We start from the raw sequence: 22095 nt of genomic DNA, 5'->3' as shown, positions 1-22095 counted from the left end.
TTCTTCTTATTGGTACAGAGTTTTAAAAGTAAATGTACTTATAACTAAATTTATAATATCTGAACCTATTATTACTGTAACAAGCATAGCTATTAACCAAAAAATCAGTCTCCACTGAATAACCATATATGCAATATTTTTTTCATACATTGTATCACATGTTTGATATAGTGCTTTTGTAACATCAGCAAAGCTTGTTTTACTTAATTCTGATAATTTGATATCTGCTGTAATTAAGGGTGGGAAGTTATACTTTTCAAAAACCAAGAATAATTTTTTATTCTTATTAATAATATCAGCAAGTTCTGCAAAAAATGGACGAAGTCCTACTTTAAAGTAATCTTTTGAAAGAATTAATGATGTCTTGTGAAATGAAATACCTGCACTTAACATACCATTTAAAATTCTAAACATAAATCTACCATCTGAATAACATTGAGTTTTAAAGACTTTATATAACCAAGCTGGCTTATATTTTTCTGTGTATATGTATCCAAGTAGTATAAATAAAGTAATAAAAATAGAAATACCAAGTCCTATATATGCAAAATCATAAGTAAAATATGCAGGAATTCCTAAAAAAGATTCTACATCAGAGTTTAGTTTTCGTAAACCAACTAAATCTTTTTCAAGCATTCCTAAATATAAAATCAAACCATAAAAAGAAAAAATAATGATTGATAATGGAACAAATATAGGATTAATCATCTTAGGTAATAAATTAGAGTTTGCTTTTTCAAAAGATTGTACAAGTTTTAAACCATCAACAGTATTAGTACTATTTACTACTAGGCTGTATTGAAAGTCATTTAAAAACTTGTTTTTATGCAAAATTGCTTCAAGCTTATGCTTTCCTATTTCCATATCTTTAATAGCAGCATCAAGTCTCTTTTTAAATCTTGTTTCTTTTGTGATTTGTTCTTTATACAAAAGTAAAGCTTTTCTAGTATTAGATCCATTTTCTAGTTTTGTTACTAAATAATCTAGTAAGAATTGTTCATATGGATCTGCAAACATACTCATTATTAGAAGCCTTTAATACTTTCTACAGAAACAACATACACTATTTCTCTTCTTACATAAGATTTTGAATCACTACCACCAATTGCAAAACCTTCTAAAGGAAGTATACCTTCATACTCTTTTGCATCATCATGAACAATTATAGAACCAACAATTGAAGTCTCACCAACTTTTATCTCTCTTGAAATATTGTAACTTTGGTCTTTATATTCTGGTAATTGAATAGTAGAATCACCAACAGTTGCCTCTGAAATACTTATAAGTTTTTTAATATTAGGAGTAATATTTAAAAATAGTTTATCTCTTGATATCTTAGCCATTGCAGTTATTGAAGTACCATCTTTAATTGTATTTACAGTAGCTTCTGAAGTTGTTACATTATCATTAACAGTTGTTTCAATTTTTTCTATATAGTCTGTATTTTGACTAATTGATTGAACAGAAGGAATATTATTTTTTAATACCATTACATTTTTACTATAGTTTAAAATTTTTCCTATTTGATTATCAATTGTTCCTGTAACTTGTAACAATCTAGTTGCACCTTGGTTAAGAAATGAGATGGCACCTTCTGTTGCTAAGGATTTTGTAACACCAGTAGAATCTGATGCACCTGCTGTTCTTGAAACAGAACCAATTCCATATTCTCTACTTTTATTTAAAACTAGCTCAATTCTTTCAAATACAATAGTAGCTTCTCTTGCAAAACTATCTTCATATGCTTTTGCAATTGTTCTAACTGCTGACTCAACAGTCTTAGTTGCTTTCATAAAAATAAGACCACTTGCTTTATCTATATGGTATGTAGAAATAGAATCATTACCAATTATATTTTTCATCATTTTATCTAGCTCATCATAAAGAATAATTTCTGAACTATTTTCAACTTTACTTTCACCACTAGTCTCACTTGATGACGTTTCATTTGTAGTTGTAATATTTAATAATGGAATATTTAACTCAACAACAACATCTTTATATCTTTTTATATTAATCATCTCTTTATCATAATCAATATCAACATATACATTTTTTGCATGAGCAAGAGAATTAATTGCATTTATTAAGTTTTTAGATCTCACAGAAACAATACTATTTTGGAAGTCATCTTTGTCTTTTATATAATTTCCAATTGAAACTTCATAACCAGATTCTGCAGTTATTAATTTAATTAATTCTTCAACTGAAATTTGACCGTTTAACTTAAAAGGAATATCTTTAATTGATTGTTTTTTTGTTTCACTTGTACTTAAAAGTTTAACTAGATATATTGAACCATTCTTTTTTATAAAAAGTTCTTTATCAAGTACAGCATTTAAATACTGATTTAATTCAGCCATATTATGAATCTTCATTCTACTTTTAGGAACTAAAATATCACTACTTTTTAAATAGTAAAAATTACCATCAATTAATTCTAACTCTTTTAAAACATCTCCTAGTGACTTGTCACTTAAAATATCTATAAACTCTTTATTTTTATTTTTTTCTGATACTAATTCTTCAGAGTATGAGTTTCTAACTCTATCATAACTTTTTTCATTAACTAACTTTTCAACATCTGTAGTCATCTCATTGTGATAACTCTTTGTTGAACAAGCAGTTAACATGAAAACAGCAATTGTGATTAATGAAACATTTCTTAAAGCATAATGCATTCTTTTCCCTTATTTAAAATAAAAACCATAATCAAATCCTCCAATATAAGTAGGAAACTTAAGGAATAAATTCCCTTCAGAATCATTTTCACCAATTGAATTAAATTGACTGTAAGACATTTTTTCTTTTTTCTCATTCTCTTGAGTAATAAATAATTTATTTACAGTATTTATTTTACTCATATCATATAAAGATGTGCTTAAAATAGGTATACTCCTTGCAGTGTTACCCCAACAATACATTTGCGAGTTACTAGCAAAACCTGTCATTGCACACACAAATTTTTTATTTGTTTCTTTTACTTTTACATGTACATTATCAATTCCCCAAGATTCATCTGCTAGTCCTTGAACTAGATAATTATAATTTGCATTATCAGAAGATGCTCCAGGTTCAGGCGGAACTAATAATCTTGTACTAAATTTCACTGTTAAATCTCCACTAGAATTTAACTTATGTCTTAATTTATAGTGATATTTTTCATCATTATATTTACGATTTTCACCAGTTTGAGTATATACAGTAACTAAATTTTTAACTGCTATTCCCGTATCACTCGAGTCAGTAAATACCTCATGATCATCATGAATAAAACCGTCCTCAATAAAGTTAACACCATTTAATTCAACATTAAATTTCTCATAATCCCAAGAATCAATCTCAAAGAAATCGAACTCTACTTCAACTTCATTATTTGCATATTCAATACCTAAATTGTATGTTTTTTCCACATATTCTGTTCCAACTTTAATTATTCCTAGAATTCTAGAAGGATCGATTCTCTCTGCATCATCAGGTCCATCTTGTGCAGATATATTAGTTGGTGGATATGAAGTTCTAAAGGAATCAAGTGCTATTTCACTATCATCAGATTTGTTTTTCACCTTCCATCCTGTTTCTTCTGAAATATCTATTTTCGAAATATCTTCAAAATCTTCAAATTCTTCTTTTATTACACTATCTAATTTAAAAATAGAAACATTTGAAAAGTTTGCAAAATCTTTTCCATTTATTGTATTTGATTTTTCATTTAGTTTATCAATAGCCAAAGCAAAAATATTTTTATTCTCATCACTACATTCATAAATTTCATTTGATTGCATACATTTAAGTAAGTTAGCACTTCCTTTTAACTCTAAATCTTCATTAACATATGTATAAAAATCTCCATAAATAGATACACTTATTGCACTGCTTGGAATTTCTGATAACGAACTAATAGAATTATCTTCTGTTGTTTTATAAAAGACATTATCAACACCTTTTAAGACAAACTCATTTGTATTTACAAAAATTGCATCTTTATCAAATCTTTTACTGGTATCTAAAAGTGTAGGTTCATTATAAATAGTACCATTTGGTCGCTCTCCCCAAATCCAAAAATAGTTATCTTCATCAATAGCTCCAAATCCTTTTATGTCTCGAAGGGCAAAGATTTTTTCAAAAATAATATCTGTATCAATTTTCTGTGGAGTATTTTCTATTATAAACTTATCATCACTTCCTATTCCTAGAGCGCCTTTATAATTTCGTCCAAAAGTATAAATATCTCCTGATTCTGACAATACTGCAGCTGTGTCTTCAACCATCACAATATCTTGCAAATATATTTCATTATCATTATTTAATTTATCATCTTTTCCTAAAGCAAAAAATCTATTCTTTTTTAAAATTGAAGTACTTTTAACCTCTTCTTCTATATCTTCAAAATATGTAGAAGAAATACTACCATTACAGTATAAATCTCCTCCAATTTTTTTTGCAATCCCATCAACTGAATATGAAAAAATTGGTGATATTCCACATACATTAGTACTATTCATACTCATCTTTTCAAATTTTACTCTATATGGATTATTGTACCAATTCTTGTCATATCTAGTTATACCATTAATTTCAGTTGTATCATCAATTTGAACTTTTAACATTACAGGAGTATTAACGTAATCTGGACTTAAAGAAGTGTCTAATTGTCCGTAGTTTTCAATCCCAGCTTTTTTATACTTGTTGTTACCCCAACAAAAGATATCTCCATTTGCTAGCATACATCCACCATCTTGTCTAAAAACTAAATCTTTTGCATCAGGAATATAAGAAAGTATTAAATCCTCAATATTTTCATCTTCATCAGCTGCGCTAATAGCTGTACCTAAATATACTGCAACCCAAGGAGGATTTGTATCTCCTTGATAATAATACTCGTACCAAGTTCCATCTTTTTTGGCATAAGCCTTATCACCGATTTTTGCTTTTATATACTCTAATTCCGTATAGTCTTCAACATAAATAGGAGAATCTTGATATACAGTAATTGGATTATCAACCGTTTTACAGTATTTGTAAGTTAATTCTTTTCCTTTTAATTCATAATAATAACTACTTACTTCACATTCTTGACTATCAAGTTTTATTGTATTGTCACTTGTTGAACTAAGTATTTTTATTATCTCTTTTTGAGTTGAGGAATAAAGAACTTGAGAGCCTTTTTTTAGTTTTTCTTCTGTTGTATCTAGTGGAGCTATTGTATTTACTCTAAATATTCTACTTTTATAAAAGTTATAAAGATACTTTAAATCTTCATCATAAGATGATTCTGGTTCTTCTTCTGTTCCAATATCAACAACAACACCTCTAATAAAAAAATTGTAAGTTTGAGTATCATAGTAAACATCTATATCTTCAGAAGTTAAAGGATTCTTTTTATTAAAACTCTCTCCTAAGTAATCTTCATGATCTAATTTTTCCCAATCTAATTTATTTAAATTTGTTTTAGGAATAGTTCCTGTTTGCAATATGTATTTATTTATTGCTAAGGCAATATATTCTTCTTTTTGAATAACTTTTTTTAAGGCATTCATTCTAGATATATTTTGACTATTTGCAAAGCTAATATTTATTAATAATAAAAGTAAAAGTAAAAACTTCATTTAATCAACCTTTGCAATATCTGTAAGAGTTTTTATATATTTATCGCCATTATTTACAAGAACAAAGGCACCCACATTTAATTCATCTAACTTTGTACTTGACAAAAGACCTGTTGTACTAATTGTCACATTTCCTTCTTCAAAGTCTTCATTACTATATTCAATCCAACGTGAAATTGAGTCATACCATCTTATTGCACTTAAATTTGTAATACAGTAAGTATTTGTTAAAGTTGCAGAACATTCACTAGCAATACTAGAACCTGCTTCTAAAATCTCTAAAATATTTTCGGCAACTTTTGATTCTAGTTCAAAAGAAACATATGAATTACTTGGAGTGTTCTCATCTTTATAAACTGTAGTCATATTTCTATATAAATCTCTTTCATATAAAGCAGTAACATATAATTGAACATCTTTAGTAATTGCATATTTTATTTTTAAATTATCACCTGATACAAAATCTATATCGCTTGAACTGAATTTATTTGTAGTTGTAAAATTACTTCCTAAATATTCATCATCTATTAAATCATTTAAACTTGGTATTGAATACTCATTTAGTAAATATTTTTCAAAATTACTTGCTATTTTTTCTTCTACTTCTATTAGATTTTGAACATACAATACATTTTGCTGTTGTACTACTAAGGTATCTTTTGCATTTAGAAAATTAAAAAATAAATAAAGTATTATTAATATTTTCATTATTTCACCACCTCAATAGAGTCTCTAGTTTTTATATACTTTACAGCTTCTGTATCATATAAAAGAGCTCCTTTTGGAATTGAATTAAACTCATCACTAGTTATATGTAAAGAAGTGTCATTTGTAATGATTATTGGGCCTGTTTTGAAATTATCTACTGAGTAATACATCAGTAAATTTGTTTGAGCATCTTCTTGATAAATATATATAACATTTTCATCTGTATCTTCTTTATTCCAACAATACTTTTTCTTAGGACTTATACCACACTTAATTAAATTAAATCCTGCAGTTGAACTTAAAAAATATAAATGATTTACAAACTCATCTTCAAGTTTTATTCCTATTTCATCTCTATCATAAAAGTATGTTTTTTTTCTAAATAAATCACTTTCATATAATCTTTGTATACTTTCATCTTCTTCTAATGACGAACCTTTAAGTCTGTTATTTATCTCTTTTCTAAATCCAAAATCATTTACAGATACAGTTTCTCCATCTACAAAAGGTGTTAGAGTAAAACCGCTATCTAAGTACTCATCTGTTACAAGTTGGGCAAAAGTTGTTGGTAATTTCTTCTCATTTAATATAAAATTTTCATAAGCACGAGCAATTGACTCTTCTTCTTGAATAATCGTTTTTACCTTTAAGAATAACTCTTGTTGTTGTATAAATTCTGAATCTTCAGCATGTAAAGTATTTAGAGATATAAAAAGTGTTAAAAATACTAAAATTATTTTAATCATAATAAATCTTTCAAGTGATAATATAGTTTTGTTTCCATTGCATTTTTATTTAAAAGTAACTCTTCTTCTAATCTTTTTTTAAAAAACGCTTTTTTTCTAATTGCTAATTCAACATCATCAATAACTTCTGTTTCACTAGTTTTCATATCTTGATATATGTCACTATGTGGAGTGTATGTTTCAATAGCATCTTCTAATATTACTTCAATCTCTGAACTTGTCAAAGTTGAATACAAAATAGCTGTACTTAAATACTCAATGGCTTTTTCTAAACTATCATCAATTGATATATTTTTATTTACTATATTTTTTTCTTCTTTTCCAACAATAAAAGTATGTACTCCATCAACTGTATTTTCAGTATTTGAATCAGACAAATTACTTAATTTTGCTCTTAAAGCAAAAAGTTTTAGTTGTTCACTTTCGTCTAAGACAAAATTCCCATCTTCATCAACTAATGCATCGTTTTCAAGAGTACTTGTACTGTTTCTATCTAAAAGAAGTACCTTTTCCCAATTTCCACCAGCTGGTAAATGCATCATAATTTCATCACGAGTTACTTCATCTGGATTTTTATTGTATTGTTCTGCTAAAAGAGTTTTTATATCAGATATTATTTGATAGTTTTCTTGAATCTGCTTTGCTTCTTGGGTATCTGAATAAGACTTATATAAAGACGATGCAGAATATATAGCTGTAACAATGAGTGCTGATGATAGCCATATATTTCCTAACATTTGTATTTACCCTTTTGTAAAATAAAAAATGAATATTAGGAATTAATACTCATTTTTTGTTTTAGATAACACTTAGGCTAAAAAGCCTAATGTGTTTATTTTTATTTTATTATTGATTATCAATAACACCACGTTGTAAATCTTTAAAATAAATAACAAATTTACCATCTTCATCTGTTGCAGCAGTAGTACCTGAAGCAGCGACTAGTGCTGCTGGTGTTGTAAGATCACCTGCTGCATCTATTGTAGTATTATATGTAGCTGAAGTTTGATTTACATCAATACTTGCTAATGCACCTAAATCTGCTACTAACTGTTTTTCTAAGAAGCCTGCATTTGTAGCTAATGAACCTTTTGAAATATCAATGAATAATCCTGGTCTTGCAAGAGTAGTAGCATTAGCTTTAGCTGGTAATACAAGTGAAATTTCCATCGTATTTCCTGAACCAAATGAAATTGCTTGATATACATTTGCAGTATCAGTTGTTGCTGTAGCATCTAACTCATCATTAATTTGATCAGCAAAATATTCTAACTCAGCTAATCCTTCTAAAGTTTCTACTTTATCAGCGGTTGTACTATCTGTTGCTCTTAAAACTTCATCTCTAGCTGCAAGCTGAAGTCCATTTTTAATATTATTAATTTCTGTCATAATACTAGACTTTTGTGCAATACCTTCAATCTTATCACCTGTTCCACCAAACGTTTGAAACATGTAAATCATTGCTCCAACTACTACTATAACCATTGCTATTAACTGTGGCATTTTAATCCTTTTTTATTAATTTTAATTTTCCTACCAACCTACCATAAATTTTAACAATTTATTTTTATACTATAAATCGCACCAAACTATTTAAATACTGTACAGACAAAAAATCCATCACTTGTTGTGCTTGAACCACTATCTTCAAAATCATCTGTACCATCAAATTGATTTTCTTTTAGTTCTGCTGTACCAAAAAGAGGTTTTTCACAAAATTCTCTACTTGAGAAGTTTTCAGAAAAAATAGCTTTACTCATCAAGCCTGCACTTGCCCTCATATCAACTAATAATTTATATGAATTACTTGCATTTTTATTTGGAATTATTTGCCAAATAACATCATTGTGTGGAAAAGTTACAGTAGATGATAATCCACTACCTGACACAACAGAATTATTAATTAATACTCCTGCAATACTTAACTTTTCAAAACTAATATCATCTAAACAACTACTATCTGTATTAATACAAGTCTCAACAAAACCATCAACCATTGAAAACATAACTCTCATATTTTCAAGTTCCGCTTTTATAGTACTATCATCCGCTTCATATCTTGTAAATAAAATAGTCATAGCAGTTACGATTGCTATAAGTGATCCAACTAGATATGGCATTTTATTCCTTAAAATAATTAATAGACAATATTCTATTTAACTAATTGTATCATACTTATAATTAAAACTAAGCTTAATTGTGATTATTTTTATAAATATATTTTTCTAAAAAAAGTATTTTCTTATTAAAAAGACCATATTAAGGGTTATTAATAATATGTAAGAAATCATAAGATTTTAAACTTTAATTATTTTAAACTAAAATTTATAAATGTAGAACACATATATTCTTAATGTTACTCTTTAATTGTGATATAAAAGTGAATTAAGGGTTAAGAGTCATTTTGATAGTATTTTACAAACAAAACTTAGGAATAAAATGAATAAAAATGACAAAAAACCTGATGTTAAACTTTTCTCAAGTAAATTCTTTGCAAGAACTAAAATATCATACTTAATTACAATGCCTTTTATAGCAATGATGATAATACCAGCAATAATTGCAGATATTTTTGCAAGCATATATCAAGCTATAAACTTTCCTGTATACAAAATTCCAAAAGTTAAAAGAAGTAAATACATTATAATAGATAGACATCATTTAAGCCATTTAAATTTTATGGAAAAGGTTTTTTGTGTTTTTTGTGGATATGTAAATGGTGTAATTCAATACTGCGCAGAAATAGGCTCAAGAACAGAAGAATTTTGGTGTCCAATTAAGCATAAGAAAAAAACTGGCTTCAAACATGCAAGATATGATAATTATATCGAATACGAAGACTCGCAAGAATATCATCAAAAAAGAAAAAACATAAGACTTAAAATGAAAAAAGACTTGGATTAAAGAAAATATGCAAAATGTATATTTTTTAAAACTTGATTTTAATATCAATGATCATGATTTATCAATGTTAGAAAAAACAATTTCTGCTCAAAGAGTTGAATATGCAAAACAATATCATCAAAGAAAAGATTATATTCGTTCACTTTTAAGCTCTGCTTTGCTTTATTATGCTTTAGATAAAAATGGAATTGATAAGAAAGATATAGTCATTGAAAGATCTCCAACGGGAAAACCATTTTTAAAAAACTTAGAAAATATAGATTTTAATATCACTCACTCTGGAGATTGGGTAGCTTGTGTAATTGATAGTAATAATATTGGAATAGATATAGAACAGATCAAAGATATTGATTTAACAGACTATAAAGAGATATTAACTACAGAAGAAACAGACTATATAAATGGAAAACTAGAAAATTTCTACCAAATTTGGACACTAAAAGAAAGCTACATTAAAGCACTAGGAGTTGGTGTTTATAAGTCTTTATCATCTTTTACAGTTGAACCATACGACAAACACTATGCAAAAGTTTTTCAAAATGATAATGACGAGAAACAATGGTATTTTTATAACTTCAATTTAGATGAAAAACACTATTGTTCTGTTTGCTCGCAATCAAAAATCAGTAAAGAACATTTTAACTTCTTAGAATATAAAAGTTTCTATAAAAACTTTAGATAAACTGGCAACTTTAAGTTGCTAGTTCTCTTTTAGCCAAGTAGCCAATGATTCTACAGAAGGATAATCAAACACACTAGCTAGTGTAAGCTTACTGCTATATTCTTTTAAATTTCTTCGAAGTTTTAATAAAATTTGACTTGCAATCAAGCTATCTCCCCCAACACTAAAGAAATTATCATCATCATTTAGTTCAGGCATACTTAATACATCTTTGTAAATTTTTGAAACTCTTTGAACTAAATCATCTGCTAGTTTTTCATCACTGTTTTCTGAATCCTCTTCATCCTGCGCTTTTTGATGTAACCATTGCTCAACTCTTGGATTCATATCTCTTGTAGAAATTAGAATTTGAAGAGGTTCACTCATAGAAATTACTCTTTGAATACTCTCAATACCATCTTCTGGGCTCATAGAGTATTTTGCAACAGTTTGTTCATATGCGCTAACTTGCTCTTTTGAGTATTCAAAATCCCAATCATCCCAGTTTGTACATAGCCATTTTATACCAAGTCTATATGGATTTATTTGAGTAAATGCATCCATAAAACGATTAGCTGCTGTATATGCAGTCATACTATAACCACCTAATATTGAAGCAAGAGAAGAGAACATCATCACAAAATCAGGCTTGATATCTTTTTCTTCAATTAATTTACTCAATACATTCTCTAAATTTAAAAGTCCATGAATTTTTGGATTAAACTCTAACTCACAAATTTCTTTATCTATATCAGGTAAATATCTTAAATCCGCAACTCCTGCTAGATGGAATATTCCATCAATTTTTCCATATTCTTTAATTGCGACATTGATAATATTCTCAACATCATCAAATTCACCCATATTGGCTTGAAGAACCTGCACTTTTGCACCCTTACTTTCAAGCACTTGAATATGTTCTTTAATCCTCTGCGTATCTGCATTACCTCTTGTAGTTAAGATTAACTTTGCATTAAATGTAGCTAATTTTTCACTTAGAGTTCTGGCAATTCTACCTAGTCCTCCAGTGATTATATAAACTCCATCTTGTTTAAAACCATCTTGATTTTCTACAGGTGCAATTGCTGCTTTTTCATATCTTTTTACAAATCTTTTAATACCTCTAATTGCAACAAAAGGCTCGATATCAGGGTTTGTAGCTGATATTTCATTTAAAACTCTTCTTTTAGTATCAGTAGAGCTAATTTCAGCAGGTAAGACATCAATCATTCTACATTCTATTTGAGAATATTCTTGTGGTAAAACTATTGATGGACCAAAAAGAGTAGCTTTAACTGGATTTGTTTTTTCATCATTTACGCTAAATGTATAATCAGTTAGAATCCACACTTTAAGCGTATCAAATGAGCTTTGTGATGCTAAACCTTTTGTAAAATTAAGTAGTGGGTAAAAACTCATATCTAACTGTTCTTTTACATCTTCACTTAATCCTAAAGTCCATAAATAAAGTATTCTATTTGGATATTTTTCTTCTTTATTAAGAGTATTAAAAAGCGTTATAAAAGAATTAGCATCATCCATTTTTACATCTTCTGGATAAACTACTTCAATACTTGCATTTTTATCTTTTAATGACTTTATAATATCATCTGAAAATTCATCTGCCTTAGCAAAAACTAACCATTTTTGCTCTTTTAAATCATCATTTACATTTGGGAAAACGCTTCTTGTCCAAGAAGGAATAAAACCACGATTTGATACATCTTTAATCATCTCATCTTTGCTAGAACTAGTTTCTACACTACCACTCATTAGATTTGTATTAGTTGCCCAACAACTCACTTTTTCAAATGAATATCCAGGTAATGCAATTCTATTTCCTTTATAATTACTATAAAGACTCCAGTCAATTTCTCTACCATTTACCCACATTTGAGCTATTACATTATCTAGAGCTTCTGCATCATTTGTAGATGTATTTTTTGGATGTCTTGAACTAGGAATAACTAAAGGTTTATTATCAAGTTTCCCAGTAAAACTACGCATTGCAGTAGTTAAAATTGTATTAGCTCCAACTTCAATTACATTACTTGGGCTTTTAGCCAATAATCCCTCAATATTATCAGAAAAATACACACATTCGCGCATATGAGCTCCCCAATATTCGTCATCATTAACTTGGTTCTCACTCATCCAAGTTCCTGTAACATTTGACATTAAAGGAATCTGTGGTTTATTTCTTTTTATTGTTTTAACTACTTTTGTTAACTCTTGCGCAGCATCACTCATCATTGGTGAATGAAATGCTTGAGAAACATTTACTTTTTGAGACTTTATATCTTTTGCTCTTAGCTCTTCTTGTAGTTTTAAAATAGCTTCAACTTCTCCTGAGAAGACAATACTATTAGGTGTATTTATAACGGCAATTGAAACTTGATTATGTTTTTTTAGTATTTCTTTTGCTTCAAGTAATGGCATTGAGGCTGAAAGCATTGTGCCAACTCCTGCTTTTTGCATCTGTTTACCTCTTGTTATTACAAGTTTTAAAGTATCTTCAAGAGAAAATATTCCACTAATAAGTGCAGCTGTATATTCGCCAATACTATGACCTGCAAGTCCATCAGGTTTTATTCCCCAATCCATTAAAGTTTTAGCAATTGAGTACTGATGAGCTACAATTAATGGCTGAGTATAATAGGCATATTCAAATGCTTTTGCACCTTTTTCAAAAAGTAATTCTTTAAAATCAACGCCTAATTCTTTTTCTAAAATTTTACAACATTCATCAAAGTATTTTTTAAATCTTGGTTCATTTTGATATAGTCCTAGTCCCATAAACTCATGCTGTGAGCCTTGACCTGAGAAAACAAAAACATTTTTTATATCACTTTGTATTTGTTTTGAACTAAGTTTGCTAACTTTAGTACCTTTTGCGCTATTTCTTAGAGCCTTAATTGCTGAGTTTTTATCAGTACAAGAAACTCCTACTCGATACTCATAAAATAGTTTAGTTTCTCTTAACGTATATTCAATATCATCTAAACTAATATTTGGGTTTTTCTCTATAAAGTTGGCTATTGATAGAGCATTTTCTTTTAGTGAGTTTTCACTTTTTGCACTAAGCAAGAAAAGATTATGATTTTTATCTTTTTCTTGTTTATCTTTTTCTTGTTTATCTTCATTTATTTGAACTTCTGGAGCTTCTTCTAGAATAAAGTGATTATTTGTCCCACCAATTCCTAAAGAAGATACTCCCGCTCGTCTTGGGAAATCTCCATCAACTTCCCATTTTTTAAGCTCTGTATTTACATAAAAAGGAGAATTTTCAATATCCATTGCTGGATTTGGTTTATCATAGTTTATATTTGGTACTAATGTTTTATGATATAAACATAAACTTGCCTTCATAATACCAGCCATTCCTGCAGCAATATTACTATGTCCGATATTTGGCTTAACTGAGCCTAGAGCACAATATTGTTTCTTGTCAGTATATCTTTCATAAACATCACTTAAAGCTCTTATTTCAATTGGATCACCTACTAGGGTTCCTGTTCCATGAGCTTCTATATAGCTAATAGAATCTGCTCCTACATTTGCGTTTTCAAGTGCTTGTGTTACTGATACTTGTTGACCTTTTACTGCTGGAGCTGAATATCCAGCTTTTTCAATACCATCATTATTTGTTGCATAACCTTTTATAACAGAATAGATAGTATCTTTATCTCTTAGAGCATCATCTAACCTTTTAAGAACAACAACTCCAACACCATCACCTAAAATAGTTCCACTAGCTTTTTCATCAAATGTTCTTACTTTTCCATCTAGTGAGTTTATGTGACCTTCAACATATTGATAACCACCTTGAGGGAAAGTAATACTTGAAGCACCTGCAAGAGCAATATCACATTGATTAAGTTCTAGTGATTGACAAGCTGAACTAATAACTGAAAGAGCAGTTGAACAAGAAGTCTGAACTCCAATACTAGGCCCTTGTAAATCAAGCATATATGAAACTCTAGTTGTTAAATAATCTTTATCATTTCCTGTTTCAGTTAAATGGTATTCCATAGGATCAGTTGGATCCATAAAACCACCACCGCCTAATTGGTGTAATAAATAAAGAGGTGAATAAGAACCACCAAACACACCAGTTCTCTCGCCCTTACCTGGCTTGATTCCTGCGTTTTCTAGTGCGTGATAACAAGATTGTAAAAATAGTCTATGTTGAGGATCCATTAAAACAGACTCTTTTTTACTTAAATTCCAAAATTGATAATCAAAATGCTCTACGTCATCTATTAAAGCCCCATATGCGCGGTAATTTTCATCTTCATAAATCTCAGCACTAACACCAATACTTTCTAAATACTCACTGCTTAATTCTTTAATAGAGCAATTTTTATTGCACAGATTATCCCAAAACTCATCAACATTTTTTGCACCTGGGAAAACCCCAGCCATTCCGATAATTGCTAAATCGCTTGAACTATTTTGATTATCTTTATCTTTTGAACTCGTAATATTTTCAAGATGAGCAAGCCCTCCGCCATCTTTTTTTGAATCAATAAGCTCTGCAAGAGATTGAACTGTTGGTTTATTAAAAATATCAACAACTGAAACTTGAATATTAAGCTTTTGTGAAAGCTCAAAACATATTTTAACTGCTAATAAAGAATGCCCACCTAAATCAAAAAAGTTATCTTTAACTGAGTTTATAGGAGTTCCTAAAACTTCTTGCCATACATCTATAATTATTTGTTCATTTAACGTTCCACCAATTTTTGGTGCATTTTCTATAGCCTTGTGGGCTGCAACATCAGGATCTGGTAATTTTTTTCTATCTAATTTTCCTGTAACACTATTAAGTGGTAATTCATCAAGAACTATTAAATAAGATGGGATTTCATAATGAGGCAAGTTGTTTTTTAAATGCTCTCTTAGAGATATTATTAATTCATTATCTTCCATGCTTTTATTGCTTACTAAATACGCTACTAATGCATCAGGTTGTTTTGTTTGAGGGTTATCTTTTGTAACTACAACACATGCGTTAATTGCACTATGATCATTAATAGCAGCTTCAACGGCACCAGGTACAACTGTATAACCACGAAGTTTAATCATAAACTCAATTCTACCTTTTATTTCCAATTCTACATTTGGCAAGAATCGTCCTGCATCACCTGAACGAAACATAATTGAACCATCATTTTTAATAGTATCTTTTACAAATCTCTCATCAGTTTTTTCTTTATCTCCTAAATATCCTCTAGCAAGTGAATCACCTGCTACGTAAATTTCAGCACTAACACCTTGTGGAACTGGATTTTGTTCTTCATCTAAAAGATAAATGCTCACATTTGACATTGGTTTTCCAACACTTGAGAACTTAGGTGAGTATCTTTCATCTAAAAGCGCTAAATCATAAGTACAAATATCATGAGTTTCTGAAACAGAATAATCATTTAAAAGTTTACAATCTGGGAAAACTTCAAAGAATCTATTTTTTAATGTAGTTGGTACAACTTCACCATTTAACCATACAATTTTTAAGCCAGATAAACGATTTGTTAAATCTATATAAGGAGTATTTAAAATTTGCTCTAATAATGAAGGAGTAAAAAGCACTCTTGTAATTTTATGCTCTTCTAAAAAGCTTACTAATTTCCATGGATCGTAAATTGAGCTATCAGGAATAACATAAGTAGGGAAACCTTGAAGCAATGCACGAACAGCTTCCCATACAAAAAAGACATTACAAGCTTCTCTTTCATTGTCTTGATATGGATAATAGTTATATCTCCAATAATACGAATTTACAGCACCTCTATGAGGACAAATAATCCCTTTTGGTTCACCTGTTGTACCTGAAGTCATAACACAATATGCAAGTGAGTCAATATCTGGTTTCTCTTGATTTGCGTAAAGTTCTGGAAGATTTTCTTTTGTTAATCTTTCTTGCCAATTCTCATCTAAACATACTATTTGCTCATTTTGTGGCAAGAATTCAATATATTCATTTGTCGTTACTATAACTTTTGGTTTAGCTTTATTTAATGCTTTTTTTAACAATTCTGTAGGATAAGCAACCTCTAAAGGCATATACGCCCCACCTGCTTTTAAAATTCCTAAATATGCAATTATATATTCAACTGAACTCTGGGTATAAATTCCACCAATATCATCAACGCCTAAGCCTAAAGTTTGTAATTTTCTTGCTAATAAATCAGTTTGTTCGTCTAACTCTTTAAAGCTTATTTGTTTATCAACATCTAATGCTGCAATCTTTTCTGGGTTTTTTAGTGCTTGTTCTTTAAAGAGTTCATGTAAACACTTCTTTGGATACTCTGCACTTATTCCGTGCATAATTGAAAGAGGAAGAGCTTTTAAATCTTGCTTTAACTCTTTTACAATATCATCAAAAAGAAGTTCTTGTTTTGATACTGTATAAAAATGATCGCCATCATACTCTTTGATTTTATATTCACTATTTGTATATTTTTCCCATTTTTGTATATCTTGTTCATTTAATAATGGATCAGTTTTACCAAAAGTTGCAGTTATTGGAATAGTTAAAGCATCGCTTTTTTCATACTCATAAGTTTCTGAAATTTCAAAATCAGCTCTAAGTGGTGGCAAAATAAAATCAAGTAATTCTTTATTTTCAAGTACATCCTCAGGTAATAAACCAAGCTCTAAGATTTTACTCATTAAATCCTCATCGCTAAGCGTATACATAGGCTCATCTTCTTTTGAATCCTCAGGAGCCTTATGAGCTGATAGAATTAATCTAAGTGGTGGCATAATACCTTGCTTTTCAATCTCTTTTGCAACTTCGTAAGCAACTAAAGCACCAACACTATGACCAAACATAACATAAGGTTTATCTGAAATTTGAGATATTACATTAGCAATTTCATCACGAAGTTCAAACATATTGCAAATTGCATTTTCTTCACGTCTGCTTCCTCGACCTGGGAAATTAAGTGCATAAACTTCTATAAAATCAGGTAATTTCTCTGCCCATTCTTTGTAAACATGTGATCCTCCTCCACCATGCGGAATACAAATCAAACGAATCTTTGCATTTTCTCTGGTTTCATAGCAGCTTATCCAGGGGTTGTTGGTATTTGTTATAACAGACATATTTTTTTCCTTAAAAATGATAAACTTCATTAAGTAGTAAAATTTTGCAATAAACTTGACTCTAAAATAACAAAGCCAATAAGTTAAGACAGCAAACTTTTAATATTAAAAAAACTTATATAAAAGATATATACAATTTTTATCAATAGTTAATTAAACTATATCTTATAAAATATTAATCTTACTAGAGAAAACAAATAATTAGATCTTATTAATAATAAATTTATAAATTTTTTATATTTAATATAATCAATGGAATTTCTAGTATTGAAGAGAACAAAGAATATAACACAAATCAATTTTTATCACTACTACAACCACTAGAAAGTGTAGCATTTGTCAAAGACGTATCTCAGAATTGATATAAAATATTTTTTAGAAAAGATATTAGAAATCGTAACACTAATTTGCAATATTTGAATTCTATTTTAAAATTGTTTAATGATGTAAAGCCACATAAACTCAGCGGTTCTTTTTATTTATCCAACTGCCATTTTTGCAATATTTTTCCATAAAAATGGTGGTATTTTATTTTCAAGTTCCCATATAATACTCATAGGTTGACTTCCATAATGACTTTTATAAATAACTTTCCCTAGACATATATATGTCATTACATTTTTATTTTCATTATGATTTGATTCTCTTACAAATAAGATAATATTTTTATTCTCTTTTTGGTGATTAATATAACTTAAACCTTTTGGATAATCTGGTTTAGTTGAGTTTTGAGATTGCCAATGGAATAATCTGTCATTTATTGCATAATCGTCATACATAGCTGTAGGGGAATATCTATCTTCTGTTTTTTCTAATGTTACAAATAAAAGTTCAGTATTTTTGTCTTTTATATTTAAAACACCTTCTCTACTACTTGATTTTTTTTGAAAACTGTTTTGTCCAAAACCTGATAAAATCTGTTCTCTTGTATATCTTGAATGTAGTTTTATTGGACAAAAATATGGTAAGTCTAAATCCCTTTCAATATGAGTGATTTTATCTATTAAAATTTCAATTACCTCTTTTAATTCCTTAATTAAGATTTTATTATTCCCTATATATTTTATTCCCTCATCTAAACTATTAAACTTATTTGGGTCTTGAAAGAAATCATAATAAAGCATCAAAAATGATTGTTTATTTTTTTCCATAATTTCTTTTGTAAAATCGAAATTATTATCTATAAGTTCTAAAATAAATTCAAAATAACTATGAGATCTTGTTAATAGCCATTTTTTAGAAATTGCTCTTATCAGTTCTTTTTCATTAACTTCATCAAAATCTTCTACAATATCAGCTTCATAACACAATTTAGAAAAACTATCTTTTTTATATAAATTTTCTAAAGAAAGATGATTTATCTTCGTAAAATTTCTAATTGTAAGTGGTAAAGTTGTCTGATTTTCATAATTTCTTATTTTTGATATTAATTTTCTTCTACCAAGTGTAGTTGCTTTTTTAATATTATTTAAAATATGTTCTTTAGCTTTTTTTTCTAAAACTATTAAACATCCTAAAGGTAAATGAGGAAATTCATTTTCTATTTCATCTTTTACACTATTAGAAGTTTTACCAATTAAGTTTCTAAATTTACCTTCAAAATCATATTCATCTCTAGCATTTCCAACAAAATCTAAAACAGTCAAGCACTCTTTGTTTTCAGTAAATCTAAGTCCCCTTCCTAATTGTTGTAAAAACACAGTTAAACTCTCAGTTGGACGTAAAAATAATATGGTATCAATTTGGGGAATGTCAACACCTTCATTAAAGATATCAACTACAAATAAATAGTTTATTTCTTTTTTTAACAATCTTGATTTCACATCATCTCTATTAGAACTTCCAATTATAAGGAAATCTGCTTTTAAACCAACTTCCTTAAATTTCTCACTCATAAACTTTGCGTGTTCTTGTGATACACAAAAGCCAATTGCCAAGACATCATTTATATCTGTTAGATATTCTTCACATTTTGTGATTATTTCACCAACTCTTTTTTCACTTAACAAAACATCATTTAGTTCACTAGTTTGATATTTTCCATTTTGCCATTTTATATTTTGTAAATCTACACTATCGCTAATCCCAAAATATTGGAAAGGACAAAGCAGTTTTCTATTTAATGCCTCAGGAAGTCTAATCTCAGAAGCTGTTACTCCACAAAAATCATCTAAAATATTTTCATTATCCATTCTCTCAGGTGTTGCAGTAAGACCTAAGAGAATATTAGCTTCATATTTTTGCAAAATTGGTCTATAACTTTTTGCAGCTATGTGATGTACTTCATCAATTATTATAAAATCATAATAGTTTTTTGTAAGAGAGAGTTTTTCAATATTATTTTGCAGAGTCTGAACAGAAGTAAATAAATACTCATAACTTAAAGGAGTAATTCCATCAACCCATAATTCACCAAAATTATTGTCTTTTAATATCGCTTGAAAAGTAGCTCTAGCTTGTATTAAAATTTCCTTTCTATGTGCTACAAATAGAAGTTTTGCACTTGGATTATTTTGTTTGAATCGTTTATAATCAAAAGCACTTATAACTGTTTTTCCAGTTCCTGTTGCAGCAACTAAAAGATTTTTGTAACGTTTATGAATCTCTCTTTGTACTTGAAGTTCTTCTAAAATTTCTTCTTGATAATGATGTGGTTTTATATCAAAGAAGGTTGAAAAATTATTTGTATCTTTTATGGAACCATTTTTTAGTGCCGTTTGAAGTTTTTGCTTTTTTTCTTGTGTAAAAACTTCAAATTCTTTATCTTCCCAATATGTTTCAAAAGTTTTTTGAAACTTTTTTATTATGTGCGAAATTTCTGAATTTGTTACTTTTAAATTCCATTCTAATCCACTTGTAAGTGCACTTTTTGAAATATTTGAAGAGCCTATATATCCCGTATGAAATCCCGTATCTCTAAAAAACAAATAAGATTTTGCATGCAATCTTTCATTTGCTGTATTATATGAAACTTTGATTTCAGTATTTGGTAAACTTGCTAAAAATTCAACCGCTTTTAAATCAGTTGCTCCCATATAAGAAGTAGTGATAATTTTTAATTGTTTTCCACTTTTTGTAAATTCTCTTAACTCTTTTTCAAATATTCTAATTCCTGACCACTTAATAAAAGAGACCAAAAAATATATTTTATCAGAGGAAAGTATCTCTTTTTTTATTTCACTTTCCAAAGAAACTCCAGCATTACTTCCCGTAAAAAGTTCACTTTGTGTAAGCCCTGTATATGGAGTAATTTCTTTAATATAAGTATCAAAATCTTTTATATGAGAATCAAGTTTTGGTATAACTGCTTTTAAAATAGAAGTATTAATATCAAGTAAATTATCTTTAAAGTCTTGCTTTTCTATTTCATTTTCAAGTAATAAGATTATTTTATTTATGATATTTATTTGTGTTTCAATACTATTTTCACCACTTATTAGATTTAATGAATGATTTATAAAGTCACTTATATATTGCGTTAAAAAAGTAGAGGCTTCTGATTTCTCAATAGTAGTAGTTTTATAATAGATGGTTTCTAAATCCAAAGAATTTAGTTTGTTTGAAATCAAATTATTTATAAGTTGTTCGTATAATCCATTTTTAAACATTTAGAATCCAATTATTTTTGTAAATTGAGTTTATCATATTTTTAATTTAACATATATATTAAATATGAAGTCTTTTTTCAAATATTATCAATTAGTATCATATTATTTAGTATATACCTTAAATTTAAAGTAAATATTAATTTTTATAGATATATAATTAAACATATTTAACTTATATACTAAATAAGAATACATATTAAGGTATTAAAATGGAATCTACTTCTACTAAAATAGGTAAAACTATAAAAATAAGAAGAAAAGAATTAAATCTTGAATTAAAAGATTTACAAGATTATTCGGGTGTTAATTATGTTTCAATATCTGAGATTGAAAATGGAAAAGCAAATCCTACGGTTAAGACACTTGAAAAACTTTTAGATGTACTAGGAATGGAATTAGATATCAAAGTGAAGATTAAATAATGCAAAGAGCAAAAGTTTTTAGAAATAGTATATTTACTGGTTTACTTACAAAGTTTGAAGAAAATAGCTATAGCTTTGTTTATGATAAAGAGTATTTAAATAAAGATATTGGAAAAGCTATTAGTTTAACATTCCCCTTACAAGAAGAAGAATTTACATCAAAAAACTTATTTCCTTTTTTTTATAATCTATTAGCAGAGGGTAAACTAAAAGATATACAATGTAAAGAGCTTAGAATTGATAAAAATGATGATTTTTCAAGGTTATTATTAACAACCAAAGAGAACACAATAGGTTCTATTACAATAGAAAAAGATGAGATATAAA

14 protein-coding genes are annotated in these 22095 nt (G+C 28.2%); 4 read left to right on the top strand and 10 right to left on the bottom strand.

Annotated elements, in window-relative coordinates; all coding sequences use genetic code 11:
• Positions 1–6 precede the first annotated feature (6 nt).
• The 8 genes from LPB137_RS00665 to LPB137_RS00630 form a co-directional block, all read right to left on the bottom strand.
• The gene (locus LPB137_RS00665; protein WP_076083008.1) at positions 7–1023 is read right to left on the bottom strand and encodes a hypothetical protein; all 1017 of its coding nucleotides are present in this window, start codon (positions 1021–1023) and stop codon (positions 7–9) included.
• 2 nt (positions 1024–1025) lie between these two features.
• On the bottom strand, positions 1026–2681 hold the full coding sequence (locus tag LPB137_RS00660) for a hypothetical protein (protein ID WP_076083006.1): 1656 nt from the start codon (positions 2679–2681) through the stop codon (positions 1026–1028).
• 9 nt (positions 2682–2690) lie between these two features.
• Entirely contained in the window at positions 2691–5609 is a 2919-nt protein-coding gene (locus LPB137_RS00655; protein ID WP_076083004.1) for an RCC1-like domain-containing protein, read from the bottom strand.
• On the bottom strand, positions 5610–6317 hold the full coding sequence (locus LPB137_RS00650; protein ID WP_076083002.1) for a hypothetical protein: 708 nt from the start codon (positions 6315–6317) through the stop codon (positions 5610–5612).
• Positions 6317–7063 (bottom strand): hypothetical protein, encoded by a 747-nt coding sequence (locus LPB137_RS00645; RefSeq protein ID WP_076083000.1) that lies wholly within the window; start codon positions 7061–7063, stop codon positions 6317–6319. Before LPB137_RS00645 ends, LPB137_RS00650 begins: the two co-directional genes overlap by 1 nt.
• Positions 7060–7800: a hypothetical protein gene (locus tag LPB137_RS00640; RefSeq protein ID WP_076082998.1), complete on the bottom strand. Its 741-nt coding sequence runs from the start codon at positions 7798–7800 to the stop codon at positions 7060–7062. Before LPB137_RS00640 ends, LPB137_RS00645 begins: the two co-directional genes overlap by 4 nt.
• A 109-nt stretch (positions 7801–7909) precedes the next feature.
• Entirely contained in the window at positions 7910–8566 is a 657-nt protein-coding gene (locus LPB137_RS00635) for a hypothetical protein (protein WP_076082996.1), read from the bottom strand.
• A gap of 86 nt (positions 8567–8652) precedes the next feature.
• On the bottom strand, positions 8653–9183 hold the full coding sequence (locus LPB137_RS00630; protein WP_076082994.1) for a hypothetical protein: 531 nt from the start codon (positions 9181–9183) through the stop codon (positions 8653–8655).
• Between the two features lie 319 nt (positions 9184–9502).
• Here LPB137_RS00630 and LPB137_RS00625 point away from each other — a divergent pair, with 319 nt between their 5' ends.
• Entirely contained in the window at positions 9503–9967 is a 465-nt protein-coding gene (locus LPB137_RS00625; RefSeq protein ID WP_076082992.1) for a hypothetical protein, read from the top strand.
• A 7-nt stretch (positions 9968–9974) separates the two neighbouring features.
• On the top strand, positions 9975–10649 hold the full coding sequence (locus tag LPB137_RS00620; RefSeq protein ID WP_076082990.1) for a 4'-phosphopantetheinyl transferase family protein: 675 nt from the start codon (positions 9975–9977) through the stop codon (positions 10647–10649).
• Positions 10650–10667: 18 nt separating this feature from the next.
• Here the strand turns inward: LPB137_RS00620 and LPB137_RS00615 are convergent, their stop codons facing one another.
• Positions 10668–17738, bottom strand: a complete 7071-nt coding sequence (locus LPB137_RS00615; protein ID WP_172802454.1) for a type I polyketide synthase — start codon at positions 17736–17738, stop codon at positions 10668–10670.
• A 479-nt stretch (positions 17739–18217) separates the two neighbouring features.
• Positions 18218–21346, bottom strand: coding sequence for a DUF3427 domain-containing protein (locus tag LPB137_RS00610; protein ID WP_076082985.1), 3129 nt, complete (start codon positions 21344–21346; stop codon positions 18218–18220).
• Between the two features lie 209 nt (positions 21347–21555).
• Here LPB137_RS00610 and LPB137_RS00605 point away from each other — a divergent pair, with 209 nt between their 5' ends.
• Both LPB137_RS00605 and LPB137_RS00600 read left to right on the top strand, forming a co-directional pair.
• Complete coding sequence (locus LPB137_RS00605) at positions 21556–21768, top strand: helix-turn-helix domain-containing protein (RefSeq protein ID WP_076082982.1); 213 nt, start codon at positions 21556–21558, stop codon at positions 21766–21768.
• Positions 21768–22094, top strand: coding sequence for a HipA N-terminal domain-containing protein (locus LPB137_RS00600; RefSeq protein WP_076082979.1), 327 nt, complete (start codon positions 21768–21770; stop codon positions 22092–22094). The genes LPB137_RS00605 and LPB137_RS00600 overlap by 1 nt, the downstream gene beginning before the upstream one ends.
• Position 22095 lies beyond the last annotated feature (1 nt).

This window comes from Poseidonibacter parvus (assembly GCF_001956695.1).
GTDB classification, from domain to species: domain Bacteria; phylum Campylobacterota; class Campylobacteria; order Campylobacterales; family Arcobacteraceae; genus Poseidonibacter; species Poseidonibacter parvus.
This window is presented reverse-complemented; position numbering and strand designations above follow the sequence as displayed.

Coding starts and splice junctions, on each gene's coding strand:
- LPB137_RS00665 (WP_076083008.1), bottom strand. CDS start 1,023: ATGAGTATGTTTGCAGATCCATATGAACAATTCTTACTAGATTATTTA.
- LPB137_RS00660 (WP_076083006.1), bottom strand. CDS start 2,681: ATGCATTATGCTTTAAGAAATGTTTCATTAATCACAATTGCTGTTTTC.
- LPB137_RS00655 (WP_076083004.1), bottom strand. CDS start 5,609: ATGAAGTTTTTACTTTTACTTTTATTATTAATAAATATTAGCTTTGCA.
- LPB137_RS00650 (WP_076083002.1), bottom strand. CDS start 6,317: ATGAAAATATTAATAATACTTTATTTATTTTTTAATTTTCTAAATGCA.
- LPB137_RS00645 (WP_076083000.1), bottom strand. CDS start 7,063: ATGATTAAAATAATTTTAGTATTTTTAACACTTTTTATATCTCTAAAT.
- LPB137_RS00640 (WP_076082998.1), bottom strand. CDS start 7,800: ATGTTAGGAAATATATGGCTATCATCAGCACTCATTGTTACAGCTATA.
- LPB137_RS00635 (WP_076082996.1), bottom strand. CDS start 8,566: ATGCCACAGTTAATAGCAATGGTTATAGTAGTAGTTGGAGCAATGATT.
- LPB137_RS00630 (WP_076082994.1), bottom strand. CDS start 9,183: ATGCCATATCTAGTTGGATCACTTATAGCAATCGTAACTGCTATGACT.
- LPB137_RS00625 (WP_076082992.1), top strand. CDS start 9,503: ATGAATAAAAATGACAAAAAACCTGATGTTAAACTTTTCTCAAGTAAA.
- LPB137_RS00620 (WP_076082990.1), top strand. CDS start 9,975: ATGCAAAATGTATATTTTTTAAAACTTGATTTTAATATCAATGATCAT.
- LPB137_RS00615 (WP_172802454.1), bottom strand. CDS start 17,738: ATGTCTGTTATAACAAATACCAACAACCCCTGGATAAGCTGCTATGAA.
- LPB137_RS00610 (WP_076082985.1), bottom strand. CDS start 21,346: ATGTTTAAAAATGGATTATACGAACAACTTATAAATAATTTGATTTCA.
- LPB137_RS00605 (WP_076082982.1), top strand. CDS start 21,556: ATGGAATCTACTTCTACTAAAATAGGTAAAACTATAAAAATAAGAAGA.
- LPB137_RS00600 (WP_076082979.1), top strand. CDS start 21,768: ATGCAAAGAGCAAAAGTTTTTAGAAATAGTATATTTACTGGTTTACTT.